The sequence below is a fragment of the Paraburkholderia sp. CNPSo 3274 genome (genome assembly GCF_024206475.1).
Taxonomy (GTDB): domain Bacteria; phylum Pseudomonadota; class Gammaproteobacteria; order Burkholderiales; family Burkholderiaceae; genus Paraburkholderia.
The window spans coordinates 43,655-63,056 of sequence record NZ_JAMBPR010000036.1; the positions used below are offsets into that span (position 1 = coordinate 43,655).

At 65.0% G+C, this 19,402-nt stretch carries 17 protein-coding genes; 3 read left to right on the top strand and 14 right to left on the bottom strand.

Going from position 1 to position 19,402, the window contains the following annotated elements:
* Positions 1-9: 9 nt before the first annotated feature.
* The gene (locus M3I54_RS23885; RefSeq protein ID WP_254340476.1) at positions 10-627 is read right to left on the bottom strand and encodes a cytochrome b; all 618 of its coding nucleotides are present in this window, start codon (positions 625-627) and stop codon (positions 10-12) included.
* A 276-nt stretch (positions 628-903) separates the two neighbouring features.
* Positions 904-2,367: a catalase gene (locus M3I54_RS23890; protein WP_254340478.1), complete on the bottom strand. Its 1,464-nt coding sequence runs from the start codon at positions 2,365-2,367 to the stop codon at positions 904-906.
* A gap of 446 nt (positions 2,368-2,813) precedes the next feature.
* Here M3I54_RS23890 and M3I54_RS23895 point away from each other — a divergent pair, with 446 nt between their 5' ends.
* Entirely contained in the window at positions 2,814-3,377 is a 564-nt protein-coding gene (locus M3I54_RS23895) for a phasin family protein (protein ID WP_254340480.1), read from the top strand.
* 134 nt (positions 3,378-3,511) lie between these two features.
* Here M3I54_RS23895 and M3I54_RS23900 read toward each other — a convergent pair whose 3' ends face one another.
* The 5 genes from M3I54_RS23900 to M3I54_RS23920 all read right to left on the bottom strand — a co-directional run bounded on the left by M3I54_RS23900 (position 3,512) and on the right by M3I54_RS23920 (position 7,949).
* A complete protein-coding gene (locus tag M3I54_RS23900) occupies positions 3,512-4,552 on the bottom strand; it encodes an alpha/beta hydrolase (RefSeq protein WP_254340482.1) in 1,041 nt (346 codons plus the stop codon).
* A gap of 25 nt (positions 4,553-4,577) precedes the next feature.
* The gene (locus M3I54_RS23905) at positions 4,578-5,267 is read right to left on the bottom strand and encodes a FadR/GntR family transcriptional regulator (RefSeq protein ID WP_254340484.1); all 690 of its coding nucleotides are present in this window, start codon (positions 5,265-5,267) and stop codon (positions 4,578-4,580) included.
* 177 nt (positions 5,268-5,444) lie between these two features.
* Positions 5,445-6,230 carry an aldose epimerase gene (locus M3I54_RS23910; protein ID WP_254340486.1) on the bottom strand — a complete coding sequence of 262 codons (786 nt, stop codon included), beginning with the start codon at positions 6,228-6,230 and terminating at the stop codon, positions 5,445-5,447.
* Positions 6,231-6,255: 25 nt separating this feature from the next.
* Positions 6,256-7,194 (bottom strand): SMP-30/gluconolactonase/LRE family protein, encoded by a 939-nt coding sequence (locus M3I54_RS23915; protein ID WP_302059110.1) that lies wholly within the window; start codon positions 7,192-7,194, stop codon positions 6,256-6,258.
* 20 nt (positions 7,195-7,214) lie between these two features.
* Positions 7,215-7,949: a ribonuclease activity regulator RraA gene (locus M3I54_RS23920; protein WP_254340488.1), complete on the bottom strand. Its 735-nt coding sequence runs from the start codon at positions 7,947-7,949 to the stop codon at positions 7,215-7,217.
* Between the two features lie 476 nt (positions 7,950-8,425).
* Between M3I54_RS23920 and M3I54_RS23925 the strand changes: the two genes are divergently transcribed.
* Together M3I54_RS23925 and M3I54_RS23930 are read left to right on the top strand one after the other, a co-directional pair.
* Positions 8,426-9,682 carry an MFS transporter gene (locus M3I54_RS23925; protein WP_254340543.1) on the top strand — a complete coding sequence of 419 codons (1,257 nt, stop codon included), beginning with the start codon at positions 8,426-8,428 and terminating at the stop codon, positions 9,680-9,682.
* A gap of 69 nt (positions 9,683-9,751) precedes the next feature.
* Positions 9,752-10,576, top strand: a complete 825-nt coding sequence (locus M3I54_RS23930; RefSeq protein WP_254340489.1) for an NAD(P)-dependent oxidoreductase — start codon at positions 9,752-9,754, stop codon at positions 10,574-10,576.
* Positions 10,577-10,691: 115 nt separating this feature from the next.
* Here M3I54_RS23930 and M3I54_RS23935 read toward each other — a convergent pair whose 3' ends face one another.
* From M3I54_RS23935 to M3I54_RS23965, 7 genes are all read right to left on the bottom strand, one after another.
* Complete coding sequence (locus tag M3I54_RS23935; RefSeq protein WP_254340545.1) at positions 10,692-11,882, bottom strand: amidohydrolase family protein; 1,191 nt, start codon at positions 11,880-11,882, stop codon at positions 10,692-10,694.
* A 169-nt stretch (positions 11,883-12,051) separates the two neighbouring features.
* Entirely contained in the window at positions 12,052-13,260 is a 1,209-nt protein-coding gene (locus M3I54_RS23940; RefSeq protein WP_254340490.1) for a porin, read from the bottom strand.
* A gap of 119 nt (positions 13,261-13,379) precedes the next feature.
* Positions 13,380-15,131, bottom strand: coding sequence for an L-arabinonate dehydratase (gene araD / locus M3I54_RS23945; RefSeq protein ID WP_254340491.1), 1,752 nt, complete (start codon positions 15,129-15,131; stop codon positions 13,380-13,382).
* A 39-nt stretch (positions 15,132-15,170) separates the two neighbouring features.
* Complete coding sequence (locus tag M3I54_RS23950; RefSeq protein WP_309249634.1) at positions 15,171-16,097, bottom strand: ABC transporter permease; 927 nt, start codon at positions 16,095-16,097, stop codon at positions 15,171-15,173.
* On the bottom strand, positions 16,097-16,978 hold the full coding sequence (locus M3I54_RS23955) for an ABC transporter permease (protein WP_254340492.1): 882 nt from the start codon (positions 16,976-16,978) through the stop codon (positions 16,097-16,099). Before M3I54_RS23955 ends, M3I54_RS23950 begins: the two co-directional genes overlap by 1 nt.
* Positions 16,975-18,054 carry an ABC transporter ATP-binding protein gene (locus tag M3I54_RS23960; protein ID WP_254340493.1) on the bottom strand — a complete coding sequence of 360 codons (1,080 nt, stop codon included), beginning with the start codon at positions 18,052-18,054 and terminating at the stop codon, positions 16,975-16,977. Before M3I54_RS23960 ends, M3I54_RS23955 begins: the two co-directional genes overlap by 4 nt.
* Before the next feature lie 109 nt (positions 18,055-18,163).
* Entirely contained in the window at positions 18,164-19,264 is a 1,101-nt protein-coding gene (locus M3I54_RS23965; RefSeq protein ID WP_254340554.1) for an ABC transporter substrate-binding protein, read from the bottom strand.
* Between the last annotated feature and the right edge of the window lie 138 nt (positions 19,265-19,402).

The window sequence follows — 19,402 nt, forward strand, 5'->3', positions numbered from 1 at the left end:
ACGTGTTGCTCACGGCATCATCCGGCGCAGCACCGAATGACGGTCGATCCATTGATGCTTGAGCGCACCCGCAATGTGCAGCGCGAGCACGCCATAAAGCGCATAGCTGCACGCCGTGTGCAGCGCGCCGAACTGGTTGTGCAACTGCTCCTTCGTGGCCGGATCGAGGCTCATGATGAAGCCGATGCGCGGCCATTGCACGAGGCCGAAGAGATACATGGGATGCGAGGCGGCGGCGACCCATGCGGAGTCGTGCAGCCAGCCGGAAAGCGGCATCGCGAAGATCAGCACGTAGAGCGCGACGTGCGCGGCGTGGGCCGACGCGCGCTCCCAGCCCGGAAATTCGGCGGGCAGCGCCGGCGGGCGATGCGTGAGACGCCACAGCACGCGCAGGATCGCAAGGCCGAGCACGGTAATGCCGATCGACTTGTGCGTGTCGATCACGAAGCGGATGGCGGTGTCCGAAAGTGCGCCGTCGGGCAGCAGCGCAGCAGTCAGGCCCAGCGCGACGTTCGTGAGGATCAGTAGCGCGATCAACCAGTGCAATAGCACTGCAACACGCGTGTACTTCTGCGCGCCTGCGGCGGCATCGACAAACGGAGATTCGGCGGAAAGGGAGGTTTTCACGTGGGCTTGGCCGTTGCGGATCAGTAGGGATAACGCCCGGCGCGGCAAATTTATTCCCGCCGCGCGTTGTCCGCCGGCGGGATTGCGCGATGCTGCCCACACAGCGACTCGCGCATTATGCCCCCTCGTCCCTGACGCTGCAGAATCCGCTAGATGGCGGTTCTGCCAGTTTGGCGGCGGCCAGCCGTCATGCAGCGCCTGTGCAACTGCCTCGCGCAAAAGAAAAACCGGAGCGGGTCGTGCAACCCGTTCCGGTTCTCTCGCGGCTTCGGCGGCTTACTTACCGCTGCCCGCCTGCTTTTCGATCTGACCGCCCACTTCGGCGTCGATCTTCTTCCAGTAGTCGAACACGCGCTCGCGCACGGGGCTGCCCACGCCGCTCAGGCTCGCCACGACCTGCTGGATCAGCGCCTCGCGCTGCTTGTCGTTGTAGACGTTGCGCACGAGATCGTGCGCCTGACCGAAATCGTCGTCTTCCGCATGCAGCGAGTAGGCGCTGCGCACCATGTCGCCGTCGGCTTCCCAGCCGTCGTCCGCCGCGCCCGTCGTATCCGCCCACGGACGGCCGAAGCTGTTCGGCACGTACGTCGGTGCGTTGCCGCTATGTTCGTAGGTCATGTTGCCGTCGAACATATAGGTCTGCACCGGCACCTTCGGACGATTCACCGGCAGCTGGTTGAAGTTCGTGCCGATACGCGCGCGCTGCGCGTCGTTATAGGCGAATGCGCGGCCCAGCAGCATCTTGTCCGGCGAGAGGCCGATGCCCGGCACCGTGTTGCCCGGCGAGAACGCGGCCTGCTCGATCTGCGCGAAGAAGTTCTCCGGGTTGCGGTTGAGCGTCATCGTGCCGACCTTGATGAGCGGATAGTCCTTGTGCGACCACGTCTTCGTGAGATCGAACGGATTGAAGCGGTACTTCTTGGCCTGCGCATACGGCATGACCTGCACGGAGAGCGTCCACGACGGATATTCGCCGCGCTTGATCGCATCGAACAGATCGCGCCGGTGGAAGTCGGCGTCCTCGCCCGCCATCGCCGCGGCTTCGGCGTTGGTGAAGAACTGCATGCCCTGGTTCGTGTGGAAGTGGTACTTGACCCAGAACTTCTCGCCCTTCGCGTTCACCCACATATAGGTGTGCGAGCCGTAGCCGTTCATGTGGCGCCACGTCTTCGGCAGGCCGCGCTCGCCCATCAGATAGGCGACCTGGTGCGCCGACTCGGGATTGTTGGTCCAGAAGTCCCATTGCATCTCGCCATTGCGCAGACCCGAGTCGGGCAGACGCTTCTGGCTGCGGATAAAGTGCGGGAACTTCATCGGGTCGCGCACGAAGAAAATCGGCGTGTTGTTGCCGACGAGGTCGTAGTTGCCCTCGCTCGTGTAGAACTTCAGCGAAAAGCCGCGCACGTCGCGCCAGGTGTCGGGGCTGCCCATTTCGCCCGCAACGGTCGAAAAGCGCGCCAGCATTTCCGTGGCCGCGCCCTTCTGGAACAAGGCGGCCTTCGTGTAGCGCGACACATCCTCGGTGGTCTTGAATTCGCCGAACGCGCCGGCGCCCTTCGCATGCGGCTGGCGCTCGGGCACCTTCTCCCGGTTGAAATGCGCCATCTGCTCGAGGAAATGCACGTCGTGCAGCACGATCGGGCCGTCGGGGCCGATCGTGAGCGAGTTACGGTCGCTGACAGCCGGCGCGCCCGTGCTCGTCGTGGAATGACCGTGAGACTTGTCGTTCGATGCACCCATTACCGCTCTCCTGATGGATTTGCGAATGGCGGCTGCGCGCACCGCGCCCGTTCGACTGCGAAAGCAGGTTCGAGCCGCAGTCGGGGCCGCCACCGCTAGATTGGGGGACCAACGCGGGCTGCGCGCATGTGCCAACTTTCGCCACCAGCGCTCGCCCGAGGAACGGCCATTTTGCGCGCAGACGCGAAGCGCTGCGCTCAAGCGGTTCACGCGCTTCGCAGCCCATCGCGACGTCTGTCGCCGTGTTGGAAATTCTCACCAAAAATCAGGCGTTTACATAATTGTTGCGACGCACAAAAACTGCTTGACACGATTTATGGATCGGTTACCATGAAATCGATTGCTGCATCGCACAAAACCTTCTCTGCGCGAACCGGTGATCGAACCGAAAGCTTGTTTTCGCAACCGAAACCGACGCGTAGCGTCCCCCCCAAAAGGAAAGAGACATGAACCTGCCGACCCCCGAACAGTTCGCCGCCAACCAGAAAGCCGGTCTCGAGGCCCTCTTCGGCCTGACGAGCAAGGCATTCGAAGGCGCGATCAAGCTCGCCGAACTCAACATCGAAACGGCTCGCGCGGCGTTCGCCGAAGGTCAGGAACAAGCCCAGCGCGCGTTCTCGGCCAAGGACCCGCAAGGCTTCTTCGCCGTGCAAGCCGGCTTCGCCCAGCCCGCCGCGGAAAAGGCGATGGCCTACGGCCGCAGCGTCTATGGCATCGTTTCGGCCGCGCAAGCCGAATTCGCCACCGCAGCCCAGTCGCAGTACGAAACGCAGCAGCGCGCGCTCGAAACGCTCGTGGACAACGCCGCGAAGAACGCCCCGGCCGGCTCGGAAGCCGCTGTCGCCGCGATCAAGTCGGCGCTGAACGCCGCCAACAGCGCGTACTCGTCGGTGAACAAGGCTGCGAAGCAGGCTGTGGAATTCGCGGAAAGCAACTTCGACGCCGCCGGCAAGGCCGCGACGAAGGCCGTCGCGCAAGCGTCGGCGCGCGCCGCCAAGCAGGCTGCGTAAGCTTTACGCTTCCCTTTCCGCTGGCGGAGGCAACACCTGCCGCCAGTCGGACTGAAGACGGGCGTGGATCTCGTGCAATGCGAGTTCCACGCCCGTTTGCCATTGGGCGGTCCGGCGCGACGCGGCGTTAGCGGTCAAGGCGCGCAGCCTGCCGTATCGAACATCGTCGCCAATGCGCAACTCGACGTGAGCATGCGCGCGCCGTCGTGTCCCACGCCCGGGACGATATGAAACGTCTGGATCAAGCCGTCGGGGTGACGGGTTTGCAGGTAGCGGTAGAAGCCTTGAGCGCGCGCCACGCGTTGCGCGCCCTGCGCCTGTGCAGCACAACTTTTGTCGAGTGATCCCGAGGCCGGGTCGTCGTCGTTGCCGCCCGCGAGGTAGACGATGCGCCGCTTCACGTAGTCCGCTTCGAGTTGTGCGGGCGTGCGGTCGGCGATGGCCGCCGGCCGGTTCTCCATACCGTATTTCCAGCGGTCGAAGTCCGCGCAGCGCGAGACGTCGAATGCCGCTGGCGCGCCGTTCGCGTCGGGCCGCAGCGCATCGAAATACGCGTACGACGACGGACTCGCCACCACGAAACGCACGTCGATTCCCTCGGCGGCAAGCGCATCCGCATGCGAGACGATCGCGTAGCGCTGCAGCACCTGGGCGCCGCCCGAATGCCCCGCGAACACGATCGTTTTCAGATTGGGAAACAGACGCCGGTCGGCGAGATGCCGCGCAATGGCGTCGAGCACGGCGTATGAACTCACCGGCACGCCGCTCGCGGCGCCCGCGCCGGCCATCCACGCGTTGCCGCGCCAGCTCAGAAGATCGCCCGGTTCGTGGTGCGCGCTCACGTCGGCGGTGGCGAGAAACTGCGGTGCGACAAGCAGCGTGCCCGCAGGATCGACGCCCGCCAGCTCGCGCGCATGCTGCGCGGTGCGAAAGTAGGTATCGGCGTTGCGCAGCCGTCCATGAACGATGACCACCGCGCGCTGGACGGCGGGCTGCGGCACGTTCCAGTCGGCGCTCACATAAAGCGGAAATTGTGCGTGGCCTTGCGCGGTATCGACGGGCATGCGCGCGTCGGCGATCACGCTGACGGGACGCGCCTGTGCGAGTGCAGGCGCTACGGCCAGCGCGATCGCCGCGATCGCAACCGCCAGCCGGCGCAGAACGTTTGAACCCATGAAGGCACTCGCCGCGAAGGGGTGCTCAGGAGCCGAACATCCGGTTCACCGCGCGCTCGAGATGCGCGCGCATGGCGGTAGCAGCGCGTTCGGCGTCGCGCGCCTGGATCGCTTCGAGCACTTCGAGGTGTTCCTGCTGCACGAGGCGCTGCCGCTCGATCGACTTCACAAGCGAGAGGTTGCGCGACAGGTTCATGCTGAACACCATCTGCTCCTGGATGCCCGAGAGCGCCGTGATGAAGAACTGGTTCTTCGAGGCGCGCGCCACGGCCATATGGAACGCGAAGTCGTCTTTCGCGCCGATGCCCGAGGTCTCGATGATGGTCTGCAGGTTGTCCCACTCGCGCTGGATCGCGGCGATGTCTTCGTCTTCGGCCTTTTGCGCGGCGAGCGAGGCCGCCCCGGCTTCGACCACCACGCGGTATTCGTAGCAGCGACGAATGTCCGACAGCGTTTCGAGCGGCGCGAAGCGGCGCACGTCCGGATCGGGACGCCGCATGACCGTCGTGCCCGAGCCGTGGCGCGTGGCGATGATGCCGTCCGCGCGCAGCTGGGCAAGCGCCTCGCGCACCGTGGGGCGCGAGGTCGCGAAGCGCTCCGCGAGCATGTGCTCGGTCGGCAGGCGCTCCCCTTCCTTGTACTCGCCCTCGATGATGCGATTGAGGATATCGCTGTAAATCCGCGCCGGCATATTCGGCGCTTTCTGCTCAGACATGATCGGACGGTGCACTTTGGGTTGTCAGGAGTGTCGTCAATTGTAAGTCATATGGCGGGCCGATAGCGTCCACCTGCCCCCGGCCAGCCCCGCTTTGCGGGTGTTTCCGCTCTTTCCGTCCCGCTTTACCAATTTGCGGCCAATTTACAGCCGCTTGCGCTTTCGCGTTGGCTCGCCCTACCTCAAGGCGCTCACCCGGATGCGCAGCTCCGCTTTCTGCGTCTCTCCCGGCTCCAGCCAGCGCAGGCCGAGGCCGGTGTGAATCGCGTCGGGCAGGCCGAGCCACGGCTCGACGCAGTAAAAGTCCGAATCGGGCGCGAGCGTCCAGGTCGTGACCGCATACCACGACGCCGTACCGGGCCGGCGCAGATCGATTTCGATCGCGCGCTGCTGCGACGGCAGCTCGATGCGCACGGGCGTGTCCGGTTCGCCGTCGAGGCAATGAAAGCGGTCGATGATCTGCGCGTCGTCGAAGCGGTAGTGCGTCTCGCCCGGCGCGGCTTCGGTCGTCGTGCCGTCCGGCAACTGACGGCGATGGACATGGCGCGGCAGCGCGATCGTCGCCTCGCCGCGCTGCGCGTGCGGCAGCGCGAAATAGAAGTGATGGCCCGCGTAGTACGGCATGCGCGCGTCGCCCGTGTTCGTCGTGGTCAGTTCCACGTCGAGCGTCGTGTCGTCGGCAAGGCGGTATTCCGCCTCGAAGCGAAACCCGAACGGGCACATCTCGCGCGTTGGCGCGCTGTCGGTGAGCGTCATGCGCACGCCGTCGCCTTGCGGCGCGATCTGCGCCGCAAACGGCAGATCGCGCGCGAAGCCGTGCAGCGGGATATCCCGCACCACGCCCTGTGCGTCACGCCACCGGCCAACGCACGACAGCAGACGCCCACCGGCTTGCGGCGCAACGAGCAGCCGCGCCGCGCCGCGCGCGAGTTCGATGACGTCCTGGTTTTGAAACTGCGGCATATCGGCAACGCGTAATGGGCAACGGTCAGTCAGTCGCGCGCAGCGAACCCGCGAAAGCGGGCTCGGGCAGGCCACGCACACCGGCGTCGATGGCGAACACCAGGCCGTCCTGCTCGCCGGCTTGCGGCGGGCAGATCGTCGTGACATAAAGCACGTCGAGGTTCGCACCGCCGAACGCGCACATCGAAGGCTTCGCAACCGGCACCGCCACGCTGCGCTCGAGCCGCCCTGCGGGCGTGAAGCGCAGCAACTGGCCCGCGTCATTCGCGCAGATCCAGTAGCAGCCGTCGGCGTCCACGGCCGCGCCGTCGGGGCGCCCCGTGTAGTCGTGCAGATCGGCGAACACGCGGCGATTCGTGGGCACGCCGTCGTCGATGTCGTAGTCGAAGGCCCAGATCAGGCGGCTCGACACATGCGAATCGGACAGATACGTCGTGCGGCCGTCCGGCGACCATGCGAGGCCGTTCTGCGTGCACAACCCCTCGACCACCGGCGCCGACAAGCCGTCTTGCGCGGTATAGCGATAGAGCTTGCCTGACGGGTCAGGCTCCGCCGCATCCTGCACCATCGTGCCGGACCAGAAACGGCCCTGACGATCGCAGCGGCCGTCGTTGAAACGCATGCGCGCGGCCTCGTGCGCCACGCTCGCGAGCGGCCGCACACTCACCTCGCCTGCCCGCACATTCGCAGCCGGCTCGTGCAGCGTCACGGCGAAAAGTCCGGTCTCCAACGCCGCGAGCACGCCGCCATCGCGCGCGAACGCGAAGCAGCCGATGCGCTCCGGCAGCGCCCATTCGGTGCGGCGCGCCGTGTCGACCCCATAGCGAACGAGCGTTTGAGCGGGGATATCGACCCAGTAAAGCGCGCTTTCCTCAGCGCGCCACACGGGGCACTCGCCGGCAGACGAGCGCCGCGCATCGTGCGCCTCGAGCGGCCTCACCGGCGGCGTCGACACAGCATCCAGCGTCACTTCGGGCTGCGTGCTCAACGCTGCTCCTTCTTCCATGCGTCGTACGCGGCAAGCGTTGCCTCGTTCGGCGGATAGGTGCCCGGCAGCGCCGCGCCCGCCTCGATGCGCTCGGTGATGAAGCGCTCGAGCGTTTCCTGCTCCGTGGCGTCGCGCGCGACTTCCTCGGCCAGATGACGAGGAATCACGACCACGCCGTCCGCATCGCCGACGATGATGTCGCCCGGAAACACGGCCACGCCGCCGCAGCCGATCGGCACGTTCAAGTCGACCGTATGGTGCTTGCAGAGGTTGAGCGGCGCCGAGGCACCCGCGCAGAACACCGGAATGCCGAGCGCGGCGATGGTTGCGCTGTCACGCACCGGACCGTCCGAGACCATGCCGGCCACGCCGCGCACCTTCATGCGCGTGGCGAGGATCGAGCCCATCGAGGCGGCGTCGGTCACGCCGCGGCAGTCCTGCACGAGGACCGCACCCGCGGGCACGGTTTCGACGCCCTTGCGCTGCGGATGCTCGGGGTTCTGGAACGCGCTCAGCTGGTCGAGGTCCTCGCGCGCCGGAATGTTGCGCATCGTGAAGGCCGGACCGACCAGGTTGGGGGCGCCCGGCGCCGGTGGGGCGAGCGGCTTCACGCCATGCAGGAAGACGTTGCGCAGGCCGCGCTTGAAAAGTTGCGTGGTGAGCGTGGCGTTGGAAACGTGGCGCAGTTGTTCGAGCGCGGCATCGCTCACGGGAATGGCGGGGGAAGTCATCGTGTCTCGTCCGTTGTCGTGTGTCGTGGTGCGCGTGGCGCGGGCGGCGGCTCGAAAAACTGTCGAGCGGATGGGTCGCATTGTTGTAATACAACACGAAAATTGTCAACCCGCCACTGCGCTGCGGGGCACCCCGGGATGTCTGACGACTCATCTTCAGACTGGCGCGAAATACATCGCAAGATTCAGCGGCCACCGCACGTTAAAAAATGATCCAAGTCAACAAACGCCCGCCCAGAAGCAGCGTCGAGCGTCCGACCCCGATCTCCCGCTAGGGAAATCCCCAGCACTTCAAGATTTGCTTTACAACTTTGCTCCAAATAGAATGATGTCTTACATGAAGGGCCCGATGCGCACCGGCACCAGCCTTCATCCCGGCCAGGCACAGCTTCGCGCCAGAGCCCGCCAACAGCAGGAGACGAGCAGTGCAACGCAAGACAATCAAGGGGGTGCGGTGGTGGATCATCGGCCTCATCATGATCGGCACCATCTTCAACTACCTCGCGCGCAGCTCGCTCGCGGTGGCCGCACCCACGCTGACTGAAACGCTTCACATGACCACGCAGCAGTACTCGTACGTGGTCACGGCCTTCCAGGCCTGCTATGCCCTCGCGCAGCCTGTCGCCGGTTTCGTGCTCGACTCCGTGGGCATCAAGATCGGCTTCGCGATCTTCGCGTTCGGCTGGGCCATTGCCAACATGCTGCACGGCCTCGCCGGCAGCTGGCCCGCGCTCGCGGCCTTCCGCGGCATGCTCGGCCTGACCGAAGCCGCGATCTTCCCCGCCGGCATGAAGTCCATCAGCGCATGGTTCCCGGCCAAGGAGCGCTCGGTCGCGACCGGCTGGCTCAACACCGGCACCTCGATTGGCGCGATGCTCGCTCCGCCGCTCGTCGTGTGGTGCATTCTCAAGTTCAACTGGCAGTTCGCGTTCGTCATCACCGGCGGCGGCGCGCTGATCTGGGTGGCGCTGTGGCTCGTGTTCTTCAAGATGCCCGCGGAACACCCGAGGCTCTCGCAGGAAGAGGCCGACTACATCCGCGAAGGCCAGACCGAAGCGCAGAAGTCGACCCGAGGCCGCCGCGCCTCGTTCAAGGAAGTGCTCAAGACGCGCCGCTTCTGGGGCATCGGCATTCCGCGCATGCTCGCTGAACCGGCATGGCAAACCTTCGGCGCGTGGATTCCGCTGTACATGGTCACCGTGCGCCACATGAACCTCAAGGAAATCGCGCTGTTCGCGTGGTTGCCGTTCCTCGCCGCCGACCTGGGCTGCCTGGTGGGCGGATATCTCGCGCCGCTCTTCATCCGCTGGTTCGGCTGCTCGCTCATCACCTCGCGCAAGCTCGTCATCACGACCGGCGCGCTGCTGATGGTCGGTCCCGCCTGCGTGGGCCTCGTTGCGAGCCCCTACGCCGCCATCGCCCTCTTCTGCGTCGGCACGTTCGCACACCAGACAATTTCGGGCGCGCTGTTCACGCTGGCTTCGGACGTGTTCGGCCAGCACGAAGTCGCCACGGCCACGGGTCTCTCGGGTATGTTTGGCTACCTCGGCGCGACGGTGTTCTCGCTCATCGTCGGCGCAGTGGCCAGCACGATCGGTTATAACCCGTTGTTCGTGTGCCTCATGCTGTTCGACATCATCGGCGCCTGCGTGGCATGGCGACTGATCTCGAACGAGCAGAAGGACAACGCGGGTAACCCTGCGCTCCAGCCCTCGCATAAAGTGAAGGCCTGATCGACCTATTCGCCGGCCGGCGCCCGCGAGGGTGCCGGCTTTCGGCATTGCTACGTGAGGACAATCACAGTGAAGAAAGTTGCATTGACCGGCGCGGCCGGCCAGCTCGGCACCGTGTTGCGCAAGGGCCTGCTCGAACGCGGCGTGAACCTGCGTTCCGCGGCCGGCTCGAAGCCGCTTGAACCGCTCGTCGCGGGCGAAGACGTGATGCACGGCGACCTGCGCGACCCCGCCGTGGTCGACCGCCTGCTCGACGGCGTGGACGTGCTGATCCACATGGCCGGCACGAGCGTCGAGCGCCCCCTGCCCGAGATCATCGAGAACAACCTGCGCAGTCTCGTCGAAGTCTACGAAGGCATGCGCCGCCACGGTACGAAGCGCATGCTGTTCGCGAGCTCGAATCACGCGATCGGCATGTACCCCGTGGAAGAGAAGCTCACGCTGGACTGCGCGTTTCGCCCGGACGGTTTCTACGGTCTCTCCAAGGCATGGGGCGAATCGCTCGCGCGCCTGTACTGGGACAAACACGGCATCGAAACCGTGAACGTGCGCATCGGCAGTTGCCTGCCGAGGCCCACCGAGTTCCGTCAATTGAGCACGTGGTTCGGCCACGAGGACCTGTTTCATCTCGTCGATCGTGTGATCAATGTGGATGAGATCGGTTTTGCCGTGGTGTGGGGCGTGTCGAACAACACGCGCAGCTACTGGATTCAGGAAGGCGCGCACGACGACGCGAAGCGCCTCGGCTATGAGCCGAAGCAGAATTCGGAAGACTGGGCGGCTGAAATTCTGGCGCAGAAGAACCCGCTCGACGCCACGGCGCAGCGGTATCAGGGCGGCAGTTTCGCCAGCTTCGATTACACGCCGGTGGAGAAGCGCGGCAAGCGGTCGTGATGCGTCGCTTTCCGGTGTTTGCGTTTTAGCGCCCCTTGTGGGGCGCTTTTTTTTGCCTACGCACTTAGTTTCAGGCGTTCCAGCGCGGCGGCGTGCGGCATGTCCTGCTGATCATTCATACGGTCAACTCACCGTCACGCACGACGATGCGTCCGTTCGCGACGACAAGCTTGCGCTTCGGCCGCGCGACGACGGCATGCGCGACGCTCTCCGCCTCCACGACGACCAGGTCCGCACGCGCCCCGACGCGCAGGCCATAGTCGGCGAAACCGCAGCCGCGCGCGGCGGCATCGCTCACGCAGTCAAACGCGATCGCGATATCGTCGTCGCGCCGCAAGTCGTAGCGCAAGCCGATCAACATGGCGCGCTCGAGCATGTCGGGCGCGCCATACGGCGACCACGTGTCACGAATGCCGTCATTGCCGCCAAACATCGTCACGCCCTTCTCGCGGCAGACCTTGAGCGGCGGAACCGGGCACGAAGGCGGTGCGCTCGTCAGCAGCGCCACGCGCAGTTGCGCAATCCGTTCGATCAATGCATCGCGCGCGCGCTCCGGCAACGCGCCCAGACAAAACGCGTGACTCACGACAACCTGACCTTGCATGCCGAGCGCCTGCACGCGATCGAGCAGCAGTTTCAGCGTGAACGCCCCCACCTCGCCAGGTTCGTGCAGATGAATATCGATCGGCTTGCGATGGCGATCCGCCAGTTCGAACGTGGCATCGAGCGAGGCCACGGGATCGCCGTCGATCAGCGCCGGGTCGAGCGCACCGAGCACGTCGGCGCCGGCCGCCAGTGCGCTGTCGAGCAGTTCGACCGTACCCGGCCGGATCAGCATGCCCGACTGCGGAAACGCGACGATCTGCATGTCCAGTCCATCGCGCATCGTCTGCCGCGTGGCGAGCACGCCTTCGAGGTAACGCAGGCGCGCGTCGGTGTCGATATCGACATGCGTGCGCATGCGCGTCGTGCCAGCCTGCACGAAGGCGCGCGCGAGCGCGAGCGATTGCGCGGCGGCGTCGTGCCCGGACGTCTTGCGCCATTCGCGCTCGTTGCCGATGCGGTCGGTGAGCAGCGGCCCGACCTCGTTGCGATACCACGGGCGGCCCCAGTTGCTCTTGTCGAGGTGCGTGTGGCCTTCGACGAAACCGGGCAACAGCAACCCTGCGCCGCCGTCCACGACCGGCACGCCCGGTTGTGTCGGGACGTGGGGTCCGATTGCCTCGATGCGGCCATTGGCGAGCGCGACGCAAACGCGCTGGCCGTCGGCCAGCCGGACGTTGGAGAGATGAAGTGAGGAAGCCATGGACGTCATACCGATTCTCCTTGAAGCATCGCAGGATCTTATCGATTCGGCCAGATATTCAAAGATTAGATGTTCTACTACCTCTGCCCGCAAAAAAACGGCGGTGCCGGTTATCAACCCGGCACCGCCGAAGATACTGCTTTCGGAGCGTGAAGACTTCGATGTGTATTTAGAAGCGGTGAACGATACCGATCGCGCCCGCAACCTGGCTGCGCGACGAGGACGGCGCGCTGTTCTGGCCGTCGCCGATGTCGGCGGTTGCGTTGATGATGCTGCTCGCGCCGTTCGCGCCAGGCGTGCCCAGCGTCTGGCCGCCCGCGCGCTGGTACGCTTCGACGACGTAAATACCCGTGCGCTTCGACAGCGTGTAGTACTGCGAGAGGTTGTACTGTGCGTACGAAGCCGAGCTCTGGATGCCGTTGGCCTTGGTCGCGCGCGTGTAGGCGAAGCCAGCCGCGAGGTCGAGCACGGTGAGCGGCTTGTAGTGCAGCACGACGCCGCCCGTGTTCCAGATCTGCGTGTCGACGAAGCGCGAATTCACGCCCGGAATGTACTGGACGTTCGAGTAGGCCACCGAGATGTCCCACTGCGAGCTGAACTGGTAGCCTGCCGTCACGGCGAGGCGCTGCTGCGTCTGTGCCCACTGGAAGCCGTTGGTGAGCGCCGATACGCCCGGCTCGCCGGCGCTGTTCGCCGTCGAGTTCGCATCCCATGGGCCGCCGCCGCTCGCCGCGTTGCTCAGGCGCTCGAAGCCCACCGCGATGCCTGCCGGACCGTGCAGATATTGTGCGGCCACGCTCCACGTCTGGCCAGCGCCGGTGCTGCCCGGCACGCCGCCCAGCGCGTACATGCCGCTCACGGTCAGGCCCGCGATGTTCGGCGACGTATAGACCAGCGAGTTATTGATGCGATAGATCGTGTCCATCGAATCGATATCGCCCGGGTGCGCGCCGTATGCGCCGGTCAGCCACGTGGTCGGGCTGAACGGCGAGAGCAGCGTGTAGTACGGCGCGTACTGGCGGCCAGCCGTCAGCGTGCCATAGTTCGCATTCGCAACGCCAACCCATGCGGCACGGCTGAACATCAGGTTCGGAGTCGATTGCGCGCCGGTTGCCGAGTTATAGCCTTCTTCCAACTGGAAAATTGCGCGCGTGCCGCCGCCCAGATCTTCGCTGCCCTTCAAGCCGAAACGCGAGCCGGCCCACACGCCCTGCACCATCTTGACGACAGAAGCGCCGCCGGCATTGCTGCCGAGCTTGGCCGAACTGCTCTGATACCCAATACCGGCATCGACGATACCGTACAGCGTGACGCTGCTTTGCGCGTGTGCGCCCAGCGCGGCGAGTCCAAGCGCGGAAGCGAGGATAGTTTTTTTCATCGGTAGTCCTATCTTTAGTCGTTGTGGTTTGATACTCGTTAAAACCCTGGTTGCTACATTGCCTCCTGTCCGGCCAGGAGCGCATCACCCCTGAAGCGCTCCTGGCCGAATACGTCTCCTTAGTGAATCTCGGGTTCGCCGCCCGCGCTGGCGCACGAGCCGCCCGCGCCGTCACGCTGCATGAAGTCGAACTCGCAGCCGTTGTTGGCCTGCATGACGTGCATCTGGTACATCGCGCCGTAGCCGCGCTTGAAGCGCGGTTCCGGTGCGACCCACGCGGCCTTGCGGCGCGCCATTTCCTCGTCCGAAATCAGTACGTTCAGGCGACGCTCCGGCACGTTCAGCTCGATCAGATCGCCGTCCTGCACGAGTGCGAGCGGACCGCCAATGAACGATTCCGGCGCCACGTGCAGCACGCACGCGCCATAGCTCGTCCCGCTCATGCGCGCGTCGGAAATACGCAACATATCGCGCACGCCCTTCTGGAGAATTTTTTGCGGAATCGGCAGTTGGCCCCACTCGGGCATGCCAGGCGCGCCAACCGGACCTGCGTTCTGGAGCACGATCACGCTGTTTTCGTCGCACTCGAGGTCTTCGCTGTCGATGCGCGCGGCCATGTCGTTGTAGTCCTTGAAGACCACAGCCTTGCCCGTGTGCACGTGCAGACGCTTTTCCGCCGCGCCCGGTTTGATCACGGCGCCGTCCGGCGCGAGATTGCCGCGCAGCACGGCGAGGCCCGTATCCGGCATGAGCGGCTTCGCACGGCGATAGATCACCTCTTCGCTGTAGATCTCGGCGTCGGCGATGTTCTCGCCGAGCGTCTTGCCGTTCACGGTCATCTGCGTGCCGTCGATCAGGTCGCCGAGTTCCTTGAGCATCGCGCGCAGGCCGCCGGCGTAGTAGAAGTCCTCCATGAGGTACTTGCCGGTCGGGCGGATGTTCGCGAGCACCGGCGTGCGGCGCGCGATTTCGTCGTATTGCGCGAGCGTGAGATCGACACCGGCGCGGCGCGCCAGCGCGATCATGTGAACGATCGCGTTGGTCGAGCCCGAGAGCGCGAGACACGTGGTCACCGCGTTGTCGACCGACTTGCGCGTGATGATGTCCGAAGGCTTCAGGTCTTCCCACACCATCTCGACGATGCGCATGCCCGTCTTTGCCGACATCTGCGCGTGGCGCGAGTCCGGCGCGGGAATCGAGGCGAAACCCGGCAGCGTGAAGCCCAGTGCTTCCGCGGCGCTCGTCATCGTCGATGCCGTGCCCATCGTCATGCAGTGGCCCGGCGAGCGCGCGATGCCGCCTTCCACGCCCTTCCAGTCCTCATCGGTGATCTTGCCCGCGCGCAGGTCGGCCCAGTACTTCCAGGTGTCCGAGCCCGAACCGAGCGTCACGCCGTTCCAGTTGCCGTTGAGCATCGGACCCGCGGGCAGGAAGATCGTCGGCAGATCCATCGAGATCGCGCCCATCAGCAGCGCGGGCGTGGTCTTGTCGCAGCCGCCCATCAGCACGACGCCGTCGGCCGGGTACGAACGGATCGTCTCCTCCGCTTCCATGGCGAGGAAGTTGCGATAGAGCATCGTGGTGGGCTTCTGGAACGGCTCGGAAAGCGTTTGCACCGGCAGCTCGATCGGGAAACCACCTGCCTGCCAGATGCCGCGCTTGACCTCTTCCACGCGCTGCTTGAAGTGCGTATGGCAAGGGTTGATCTCGCTCCACGTATTGAGGATGGCGATCACCGGTTTGCCCGCGTACTCTTCGCGGCTGTAGCCCATCTGCGCGGTGCGCGAGCGATGGCCGAACGACCGCAGGTCGTTCACGCCATACCAGCGGTGGCTGCGCAGTTCTTCGGGGGTCTTTCGCTTCTTGCTCATCTTGCGTTGCTCCAGGTGTTTCCAGTAAAGCCGCCGGCCCTAGCGCTGCTCCTTCACGCGCGACACGAGCTGTGTCGGGCTGACGAACTGCAGGGCGACCAGCACCCACGCAAGCGTGATGGCCATGTAGATCATGGCCATGGCGTCGATGGATTGCGGCGCACGCACGCCCGTCGAGAAGACGGCGTAGTACAGCGCCACCACCAGCGTTTGCGTGTCGGGTCCGGCGGTAAAGAAAGTAAGTTCAAACATGCCAATCGTGCGCACGAGCACGAGCAGCCCCGCCGCCAGCATCCCCGGCACGAGGAGCGGCAGCAATACATAACGGAAATAGCGCAGCGTGTTAGCGCCGAAAATGCGTGCGGCCGACTCGAGGTTCGGATCGATCTGCTCGATGAACGGCGTCATCACGAGGATCACGAACGGCAGCGCGGGCACCAGGTTCGCGAGGATTACGCCGGGCAGCGTGCCCGCCAGGCCGAACTGGTACATGGCGGTCGCCATCGGAATACCGTACGTGACGGGCGGCACCATGAGCGGCAGCAGGAACACGAGCATGGCAATGCGCTTGCCAGGAAACTGCGCGCGCGCCAACGCGTAGGCGGCAGGCACGCCCAGCGCGATGGAGAGCAGCACGACCGAGCCGACCACTTCGAACGTCACCCACAGCACGCTCGAAAGCTGGAAGTCGCGCCACGCCTGCGCATACCAGTGCAGCGTGAAGCCCTGCGGCAGCGGCGTGCCGAACCAGCGCGTGGCGATGGAGTTCACGCCCACGGTGGCGATCAGCAGCACCACGTTGAGCAGGAAGAACACCACGCCGCCCCAGACGCACACTTTCCAGAGCACGTCGGGCAGGCGCGAAGCGGGCTTGGCCTGCACAGCGTTGGCGGCCGGAGCGCCGTGTTCCTCGCTCGCCTGCGCACCCGTGCTCAGGCCGGCCGCGTTGCGTTGATGTGCGGTCATCAGCCTTTCCCTCCGCTCACCGGGCCCGAGTAGAAGTAGCGCTTCGCGCTCAGCATCGCGGCCACGACGATCAATTGCACGAAGCCCATCACGATCGCAATGGTCGAGGCGAGCGAGTAGTCATAGCTCTCGAATGCCGCTTCGGAAGCCGCGATGGAGATCACGCGCGTGGGACCCGCGGGCGCGCCGAGCAGCACCGCCGAAGGGAACACCGAATACGCCTGCACGAACGAAAGGCACGCGGCCATCGTGAGACCGGGCGCGAGCAGAGGCAGATAGATTTGACGGAACTGCTGCCACGGGCCTGCGCCAAGCGTGGCCGCCGCACGCGCGAGCGTCGGGTCGATGCCGGTGACGTACGAGAGCGTGAGGAGAAACGCGAACGGAAAACCCGAAACGATCAGCGAGATCAGCACGCCCCAATAGTTGTGCGTGAGACGAATCTCTTCGTTCGTATACAGATGCAGCGCGTGCAGCGCCTGCGGGAACCAGCCGTTCGGGCCGAAGTAGCTGAGCATGCCGTCGGCGATCAGCACGGTGCCGAGCGTGACGGGAATCACGAGCAACGTGGTCACGAGCTTCTGGTACGGCGACTTGCGGCGCAGCGCGAAGGCCACCGGCAGCGAGAGCCCGACGTTGATGATGGTCGCGGGCACCGCCAGCTTGAGCGTGACGAACACCGTGGGCCACAACGAGAGGTCGTGAATGAACTGCAGGTAATTCGCGAACATGCCGCCGCCGTTCATCGGCTTGAACGACAGCACGAGACCGTAGGCGAACGGATAGAGGAACATCGCGATGATGAAACCGAGCGCGGGCGTGACGAGCCAGCCGCGCGAATCGCGCGGCGCCTTGGCCAGCGACGGAATGAGCGTGCTCATGACGCACGCTCCGCGTAGGCCAGCACGTGCGAAGGCGCGACGCGCAGCGTGGCGCGCTCGCCCGCTTCGAATTCGCCTTCCACGCGCGCCCACAGCTTGCCGAACGGCGCGTTGGCGAGCAGCAGCGAATCGCGGCCGCCGTATTCGACCATTTCCACTTCGACGTCGAAGGCGTTCGCGTCGCCCGCGTTGGCGCGCTCGAAATCTTCCGGGCGCATGGCCACGGAAATCTCGCCGCCGCCCAGCTCGCCCATCGGCACGCCGGTCAGCGTGATGCCCGACGACGACATCGCAATATGCCCGCCCTGCTCGCCCGTAATGGCGAACGGCAGCACATTGCGAAAGCCCATGAAGCGCGCAACGTGCAGATTCGAGGGGCGGCTATAGACTTCCTTCGGCGTCGCCACCTGCTGCACGACGCCCTCTTTCATCACGACGATGCGGTCCGCCATCGAAAGCGCTTCGTCCTGATCGTGGGTCACGTAAATCGTGGCGCGTTCGAGCTGCCCGTGAATGCGGCGGATTTCCGCGCGCATTTCAATACGCAGCTTGGTGTCGAGGTTCGAGAGCGGCTCGTCCATCAGCACGAGCGGTGGCTCGATGACGATGGCGCGGGCAATCGCCACGCGCTGCTGCTGGCCGCCCGAAAGCTGGCCCGGCAGCTTGTTTTCATGGCCGACGAGCTGCACGAGCTGCAGCGCCTCGCGCGCGCGGCGCTTCGCCTCTTCGCGCGGCACGCCCTGCATCTTCAGGCCGAAGCCGACGTTTTCCAGCACCGTCATGTGCGGGAACAACGCGTAATTCTGGAACACCATGCCGAAGCCGCGCTTCTCAGGCGGCAGCACGTCGATACGCAGGTCGTCCAGCCAGATGCTGCCGCTCGTGAGCGGTTGCAGACCTGCGATGCAATTGAGCGCCGTGGATTTCCCGCAGCCCGAAGGCCCGAGCAGCGCGATGAATTCGCCGCGGCGAATGTCGAGGTCGAGACCGCGCAGCGCCGCGAGCTGCGTCCCCTCTGCGTTAGCGAAGCTACGGCCCACCGAATCGAGGCGCAGACGATCGAAAGAATGCTTCATGACACGTTCCTGACCAACAAGATCAACCTACATGAGCAGGGATCGAGGACGGCGCTCCCCAGGCGAAACCACGAAAGCACCGTCCGTCCATTGCTGATTCTTCCTCTCGTTACTGCGACTTCTGCGAACCGACTTCGCGGTCCCACTTCTGGAACGCCGCGACCATCGCCTGCGCCGAAAGCGGCTGGACATGCGGATAGGCTGTGAGCCATTTCGCGTACTCGGGGCGGCCGTACTTCGCGATCACGTCCTGGCTTTCCTTCGGCGCCATCTGCAGCGTGATGTCTTTCACTGCCGGGCCCGGATAGAAGTAGCCGTCGTCATACGTCATGGCCTGCTGCTGCGGCTCGAGCATGAAGTTCATGAGCTTGAGCAGCACCGCGAGCTTCTCTTTCGAAACGCCCTTCGGCACGACCATGTAGTGGGCGTCGTTCACCCACGTCATGTTGTTGAATGCCTGCACCTTGAAGTCGGCCGGCACGATGCCGAGCGCGCGCGGGTTGATGTCCCAGCCCGTCACGGTCACGGTCATGTCGCGTGTGCCTTCGCCCAGTTCCTTCATCACCGCCGAGGTGCCGCCCGGGTAGTACGGCACGCACGAGTTCAGCTCCTTCAGGAACGCCCAGGTCTTGTCCCAGCCGTTGATCGGGTCTTGCGGGTTCTTGTCGCCGAGCAGGTACGGCAGGCCCATCAGGAACGTGCGGCCCGGACCCGAGTTGGCCGGACGCGCATAGATCAGCTTGCCGGGGTTCGCCTTGCACCACGCCAGCAGTTCCTGCGGCGTTTGCGGCGGCTTCGCGACCTTGGCCGGGTTGTATTCGATCAGCGGACCGGCCGGCATGTACGACACTTCGAGGCCGTAGCCTTGCGCCAGGTCCTGCATCTTGCGCGCGCCCGGCGCGTACTTGTCGAGCACGCCGGGCAGCGCTGCCTGCTGATCCGGCAGCAGCTTCATCCACAGATTTTGTTCGATGCCGGCGGCGAGCGCGTCCGTGCCCGTCAGCACGAGATCGATGTCGGCGCGGCCGGCGGCCTGCATTGCCTTGATCTTGCCAGGCAACTGCGGCGCGGGCGCGTTGGTGTAAGTGATATTGGAGACGAGATTCGGATTTTTCGCCTTGAACGCTTCGAAGGCTTTCTGCGTGAGCTGCAGATTACCGGCCACGTCGACAATGTTCAGGGAAACGGGATCGGCCTTTGCCGCGCTCATGCCGAGCGCCGTGGCCGCCGCCACACACACGGCCAGCACGCTGGCCTTCAAGCGTCCATCGAACATCGCATCTCCTCACATCTGTTTATGGAATTTGTTCTAACGCGACCATTTTTGTATTGCCCAGGCCGGACACAG

Excerpts from the sequence above, each read along its gene's own strand:
- M3I54_RS23935 (WP_254340545.1), bottom strand. The coding sequence starts at position 11,882 with ATGGCTTCCTCACTTCATCTCTCCAACGTCCGGCTGGCCGACGGCCAG.
- M3I54_RS23910 (WP_254340486.1), bottom strand. The coding sequence starts at position 6,230 with ATGCCGCAGTTTCAAAACCAGGACGTCATCGAACTCGCGCGCGGCGCG.
- M3I54_RS23965 (WP_254340554.1), bottom strand. The coding sequence starts at position 19,264 with ATGAGCGCGGCAAAGGCCGATCCCGTTTCCCTGAACATTGTCGACGTG.
- M3I54_RS23890 (WP_254340478.1), bottom strand. The coding sequence starts at position 2,367 with ATGGGTGCATCGAACGACAAGTCTCACGGTCATTCCACGACGAGCACG.
- M3I54_RS23905 (WP_254340484.1), bottom strand. The coding sequence starts at position 5,267 with ATGTCTGAGCAGAAAGCGCCGAATATGCCGGCGCGGATTTACAGCGAT.
- M3I54_RS23925 (WP_254340543.1), top strand. The coding sequence starts at position 8,426 with ATGATCGGCACCATCTTCAACTACCTCGCGCGCAGCTCGCTCGCGGTG.
- M3I54_RS23960 (WP_254340493.1), bottom strand. The coding sequence starts at position 18,054 with ATGAAGCATTCTTTCGATCGTCTGCGCCTCGATTCGGTGGGCCGTAGC.
- M3I54_RS23895 (WP_254340480.1), top strand. The coding sequence starts at position 2,814 with ATGAACCTGCCGACCCCCGAACAGTTCGCCGCCAACCAGAAAGCCGGT.
- M3I54_RS23950 (WP_309249634.1), bottom strand. The coding sequence starts at position 16,097 with ATGACCGCACATCAACGCAACGCGGCCGGCCTGAGCACGGGTGCGCAG.
- araD (WP_254340491.1), bottom strand. The coding sequence starts at position 15,131 with ATGAGCAAGAAGCGAAAGACCCCCGAAGAACTGCGCAGCCACCGCTGG.
- M3I54_RS23940 (WP_254340490.1), bottom strand. The coding sequence starts at position 13,260 with ATGAAAAAAACTATCCTCGCTTCCGCGCTTGGACTCGCCGCGCTGGGC.
- M3I54_RS23920 (WP_254340488.1), bottom strand. The coding sequence starts at position 7,949 with ATGACTTCCCCCGCCATTCCCGTGAGCGATGCCGCGCTCGAACAACTG.
- M3I54_RS23900 (WP_254340482.1), bottom strand. The coding sequence starts at position 4,552 with ATGGGTTCAAACGTTCTGCGCCGGCTGGCGGTTGCGATCGCGGCGATC.
- M3I54_RS23955 (WP_254340492.1), bottom strand. The coding sequence starts at position 16,978 with ATGAGCACGCTCATTCCGTCGCTGGCCAAGGCGCCGCGCGATTCGCGC.